Here is a 5,078-nt window from a genome sequence, read left to right as displayed (position 1 = left end):
GTCGAGCACAACGGCGGAGGTTGGCGCTGGGAGTGCCAGGAGCACGAAGGAGCCGCCTACGCCGCCCTGTTCGGGCCCACCGCCACCCACCACGGCTGGCGGCACGCCCTGGAGCCCGGCGCCGCCTTCCGTACCGTACCCGCCGCGCTGGCCTTCGGCGCCGACGGCGGCCCCGACTCCGCGTTCGCCGCGCTGACCCGCTACCGCCGCGCCCGGCGCCGCCCTCATACCGACCACCAGCGCCTGCCCGTCATCTTCAACGACTACATGAACTGCCTGATGGGCGACCCCACCACCGACAAGCTGCTGCCTCTGATCGACGCGGCGGCCGAGGCCGGCGCCGAGCACTTCGTCATCGACGCGGGCTGGTACGACGACGGTGACGGTGGCTGGTGGACCAGCGTCGGTGCCTGGGAGCCGGCCGCCTCGCGCTTCCCCGGCGAGAAGGGGATCCACGAGGTACTGGACCACATCCGCCGACGCGGCATGGTCCCCGGCCTGTGGCTGGAACCGGAAGTCATCGGCGTCCACAGCCCCATGGCCACCTCCCTGCCCGACGAGGCGTTCTTCCGCCGCGACGGCGCCCGCGTCACGGAGACCGGCCGGCACCACCTGGACCTGCGCCACCCGGCCGCCCGTGCCCATCTGGACCGGGTCGTGGACCGCCTGGTCGGCGAGTGGGGCGTCGGCTACCTCAAACTCGACCACAACATCGACCCCGGCTCCGGTACCAGCGCCCACCCCGGCGAGACCCCGGGCGACGGCCTGCTCGGTCACAACCGGGCGCACCTCGACTGGCTCGACGGCGTCCTCGACCGCCACCCGCACCTGGTGGTGGAGAACTGCGCCTCCGGCGGCATGCGCTGGGACGACGCCATCCTCTCCCGGCTGCAGCTGCAGTCCACCAGCGACCAGCAGAACCTCCACCTCTACGCGCCCATCGCGGCCTCCGCGCCCACCGCCGTCACCCCCGAACAGGGCGCCGTCTGGGCGTACCCCCGACCGGAGGACTCCCTCGACGAGGTGGCCTTCACCATGACCAACGCGCTGCTCGGCCGGATCCATCTCTCCGGCCGCCTTCCCGAACTCGCCCCGGAGGCCCGCGCCCTGGTCCACGAGGCGGTAGCGGTGTACAAGGCCATCCGCGCCGACCTGCCGCACGCCCTGCCGTCCTGGCCCCTGGGCCTCCCCGCCTGGGACGCCCCCTGGATCGCCCTGGCCATGCGCACGCCCGCCACCACATACCTCACGGCCTGGCGCCGCCCGGGAACCGACGCCACGGCGACGCTGCACCTGCCCCACCTGCGGGACACGGCCGCCCGTGTCGACCTGCTCCACCCCTCGACCGGTCGGGCCGCCTCCACCTGGCTGCCCGGCACGGCCGAGCTGAGCCTGACCCTGCCCACCGCGCCGTCCGCCGTCCTGCTCCGCATCACCCCCACGACCCCCGGCGCTCCCTGAACCATCCCCGTCACGCCACGACTCCCTCACGAACCGACGAGAGGACCTCCCGGGTGCCACCACTGCGCCGACCGGACCAGCGCTTCACCAACCCCGTGATCCCCGGCTTCCACCCCGACCCCAGCGTCTGCCGCGTCGGCGACGACTACTACCTGGCCTGCTCCAGCTTCGAGTACTTCCCCGGCGTACCCCTCTTCCACAGCCGCGACCTGGTGCACTGGACGCAGATCGGCAACGCCCTGGACCGGCCGGCCCAGTTGCGGCTGCCCACCTCCATGCCGTCCTCCGGCGGGATCTACGCCCCCACCCTGCGCCACCACGACGGCCGCTTCTGGCTGATCGTCACCAACTGCAGCGAGGGCGGCGGCAACCTGATCGTCACGGCCACCGACCCCGCCGGCCCCTGGTCGGACCCCATCCGGGCGCCGGGCGTCCCCGGCATCGATCCCGACCTGGCGTGGGAGGACGACGGCACCTGCTGGTGCACGGTCGCCGGGGTCTCGCAGGTCCGTCTCGACCCGTCGACCGGGCAGACGTACGGAACACCGCACCGGCTCTGGTCGGGTGGGCCCGGCGCCAAGGCCCCGGAGGCGCCGCACCTGTACCGGATCGGCGCCTACTGGTACCTCCTCATCGCCGAGGGCGGCACCGAGCGCGGCCACGGTGTCTCGATCGCCCGCGGCCCCTCGCCTGCCGGCCCGTTCGAGCCGTGCCCGGCCAACCCGATCCTCACCCACCGCGGCACCGACCATCCCGTGCAGAACACGGGGCACGCCGACCTGGTTCAAGGCCCCGACGGCTCCTGGTGGATGGTGCTGCTCGGCGTCCGGCCCGGCGGCGGCACGCCGGGCTGGCACGTGCTCGGCCGGGAGACCTTCCTGGCCCCCGTGACCTGGGTGGACGATTGGCCGGTCGTCGGCGAGGTGGCCCTGGACCTGCCCGAGCTCCCGTGGCCGCTCTCGCCCGGCCCCGTCGAGGAGCGGCGGGACGACTTCGACCTCGCCGAACTGCGACCGTCCTGGATCTCCCTGCGCGACCGGCCGGCCGAACTCTGCACCACGCAGGAGCGCCCCGGCTGGCTGACCCTCCGCGCGCGGGGAAGCTCCCTGGACGAGCCCGACGTGGTGTTCACCGGCCGGCGCCAGCAGCACCTGGCGTGCCGGGCGCGCACCCTGGTCGATCCCTCCGAGGGGCGCGGCGGCCTCGCCGTCCGGCTCGACGAGCGGCACCACTACGCGATCGAGGTGTCCGGCACGGAGGTCCGGGTCATCGCGCGCGTCGGCTCCCTGCGCACGGTGGTGGCGGTGCGGTCCGTGCCCGCCGGGCCGGTGATCCTCTCCGTCACGATCACGGAACCGCCGAGTCCGTACGGGCCGCGCACAGGGCCCGACGTCGTCTCCCTCGGTGTCGAGCGGCCCGACGGCGCGCGCACGGAACTCGCGACCCTCGACGGCCGCTACCTGTCGACCGAGGTCGCCGGCGGCTTCACGGGCCGGGTCATCGGCATGTACGCCGCGGAAGGCACCGTCCGCTTCGACTGGTTCGACTACGAGCCCCTCGACCGCTGAACGGCCGGCCTCCCGCTGCCGACCCGAACCGCGAGCGGATCCGTGGAGGGCATTGAAGCGCTTCAACAAGGATGGACAAGCCACTGCGCCGGAGATAGGGTCGGCGTACATGTCACGCAGGAGCGGTGCGCTCACCTGATCGAAGCGCTTCACAAGGCTGGGAGAGCTGGATGGTAACCCTTGCCGAGGTCGCCCGGCACGCCGGAGTGTCGGCGAGCACGGTGAGCTATGTCCTCAGCGGCAAGCGGCCCATCTCCGCGGCCACCCGGCTGCAGGTCGAGCAGAGCATCCGCGAGCTGGGATACCACCCGAACGCGGGCGCGCGGGCGCTGGCCAGCAGCAGGTCGAACATCATCGCGCTGATGGTTCCCCTGCGCACCGACATGTATGTGCCGGTGATGATGGAGATCGCCATCGCGGTCGCCACGACGGCCCGGGCGCACGGGTACGACGTGCTGCTGCTGACCGGCGAGGAGGGTCCCGAGGCCGTCCGCCGTGTCATCGGCAGTGGGCTCGCCGACGCGATGATCCTCATGGACGTCGAACTCGACGACGAGCGGCTGCCGTTGCTGCGCGGCGCCGACCAGCCTTCCGTGCTGATCGGACTGCCCGCCGACACCTCAGGACTGACCTGCGTCGACCTCGACTTCAGGGCGACCGGCGCGTTGTGCGTGGAGCACCTGGCGATGCTCGGCCATCGTGACATCGCCGTCATCGGCGAGGCCCCGGCGGTCTACGAACGGCACACCGGGTTCGCCGAGCGCACGGTCGACGGGCTCCGTTCCCGCGCACGGGAGTTGGGCGTCGGAGTGTTGCACCGGCCCTGCGGCGGCGGCTACGACGCGATCGCCGCCACCCTCACCCGCATCCTCGACGAGCGCCCGGGCACCTCCGGGCTCGTCGTGCAGAACGAGCAGGCGGTCGAGCCCTTGCTCGCCCTGCTGCGCCGGCAGGGCCGCGCCGTCCCCGAGGACGTGTCGGTGGTCGCGATCTGCCCGGAGCAGGTGGCTGTCCAGGCCTCGGTGCCCCTGACGTCGGTCTCCATCCCCGCACAGGAGATGGGCCGGCAGGCGGTGGAGCATCTGGTCGCCAAGATCGACGGTCGCGGCACCGACGAGGTCTCCCTCATCGCACCGGAGTTGACGGTGCGGGCGAGCAGCGGGGCGGCCCCCTGACGCGTGGACCGGCGCGCCGTACGGGGGCAGTACGACGTACAGGGGCGGTACGCCGTACGGGTGGTGCGACCGTGACCGGCGCACCGCCGGCCCCCGGCCCCCGTTCCTGCGGGACGGGGGCCGAGGGCGTCCGTGGCGGAGCAGCCGGGGCCTCGCAGCCGGGCCGCCATCCCGTCGGGGCAGTCGGTGGGCGCTCCGCGCTCCAGGCGGCGGGCCGGGAGCACGGGGAGCGCGGCGGCCGGCCGGGGTGGCCGCCGGTGAGCGCCGTCACCGCTCGGCCGGCCCCCGTGCGAAGGTGACGACGCCCCGCTCCGCGTTCGGATCAGCGGGCACGAGGGCGCCGGGAGGGCGGGCCGTCGCCGCTCGGAGAGCCGTCCTCACGGCGGGCGGCCGGGGTGGTTCCCCGGTGCCGTGGACGAGCCCGTCGGCGGCGGTCACGGCCGGAGCACCGCCACGCCGTAGCGGCCGAGGGCGACCCGGTCGGTGACGGACGTCCCCGTGAGGAGGTCGCGGTGAGTGCCGGGCACCTCGACGGTCACCGGCTCGCGGCCGTGGTTGAGCACGAACAGCACCTCGCCCCGGCGGACGGCCTCGACCTGCTCGGGGAGGCCGTCGAGCACCGGCCGGACGCCGGCGGCGGAGGCGATCCGGGCCAGCAGGTCGCGCAGCGCTTCCGGCTCCGGGAGCGTGGAGACGTACCAGGCCCGGCCCTTGCGCAGGACGGCGGGCAGTCCGTCGAGTTCGCCCCCCCGGTACGGCACGGTCTCGTCGGCGGAACCGTCGGCCTCCAGCTCCTCGGACCACAGGGACCCCCTGAAGCCCTCGCAGGCGACGGACTCCCCCGCGTCCAGGGGCCACCACTCGTGCAGGGTGC

At 73.9% G+C, this 5,078-nt stretch carries 4 protein-coding genes; 3 read left to right on the top strand and 1 reads right to left on the bottom strand.

Going from position 1 to position 5,078, the window contains the following annotated elements; all coding sequences use genetic code 11:
* The 3 genes from RIF68_RS26955 to RIF68_RS26945 form a co-directional block, all read left to right on the top strand.
* On the top strand, positions 1 to 1,461 hold a 1,461-nt coding region (locus RIF68_RS26955), incomplete at its 5' end, for an alpha-galactosidase (protein WP_309053897.1).
* A gap of 53 nt (positions 1,462 to 1,514) precedes the next feature.
* Entirely contained in the window at positions 1,515 to 3,029 is a 1,515-nt protein-coding gene (locus RIF68_RS26950; protein WP_309053896.1) for a glycoside hydrolase family 43 protein, read from the top strand.
* Positions 3,030 to 3,199: 170 nt separating this feature from the next.
* Positions 3,200 to 4,204 (top strand): LacI family DNA-binding transcriptional regulator, encoded by a 1,005-nt coding sequence (locus RIF68_RS26945; RefSeq protein WP_309053895.1) that lies wholly within the window; start codon positions 3,200 to 3,202, stop codon positions 4,202 to 4,204.
* Positions 4,205 to 4,638: 434 nt separating this feature from the next.
* On the opposite strand, the gene RIF68_RS26940 is transcribed toward RIF68_RS26945, so the two are convergent.
* A partial coding sequence (locus tag RIF68_RS26940) for a Beta-galactosidase C-terminal domain (RefSeq protein WP_309053894.1) occupies positions 4,639 to 5,078 on the bottom strand: 440 nt, incomplete at its 5' end.

This window comes from Streptomyces sp. (assembly GCF_031178505.1).
GTDB classification, from domain to species: Bacteria; Actinomycetota; Actinomycetes; order Streptomycetales; family Streptomycetaceae; genus Streptomyces; species Streptomyces gulbargensis.
This window is presented reverse-complemented; position numbering and strand designations above follow the sequence as displayed.

Excerpts from the sequence above, each read along its gene's own strand:
- RIF68_RS26945 (WP_309053895.1), top strand. The coding sequence starts at position 3,200 with ATGGTAACCCTTGCCGAGGTCGCCCGGCACGCCGGAGTGTCGGCGAGC.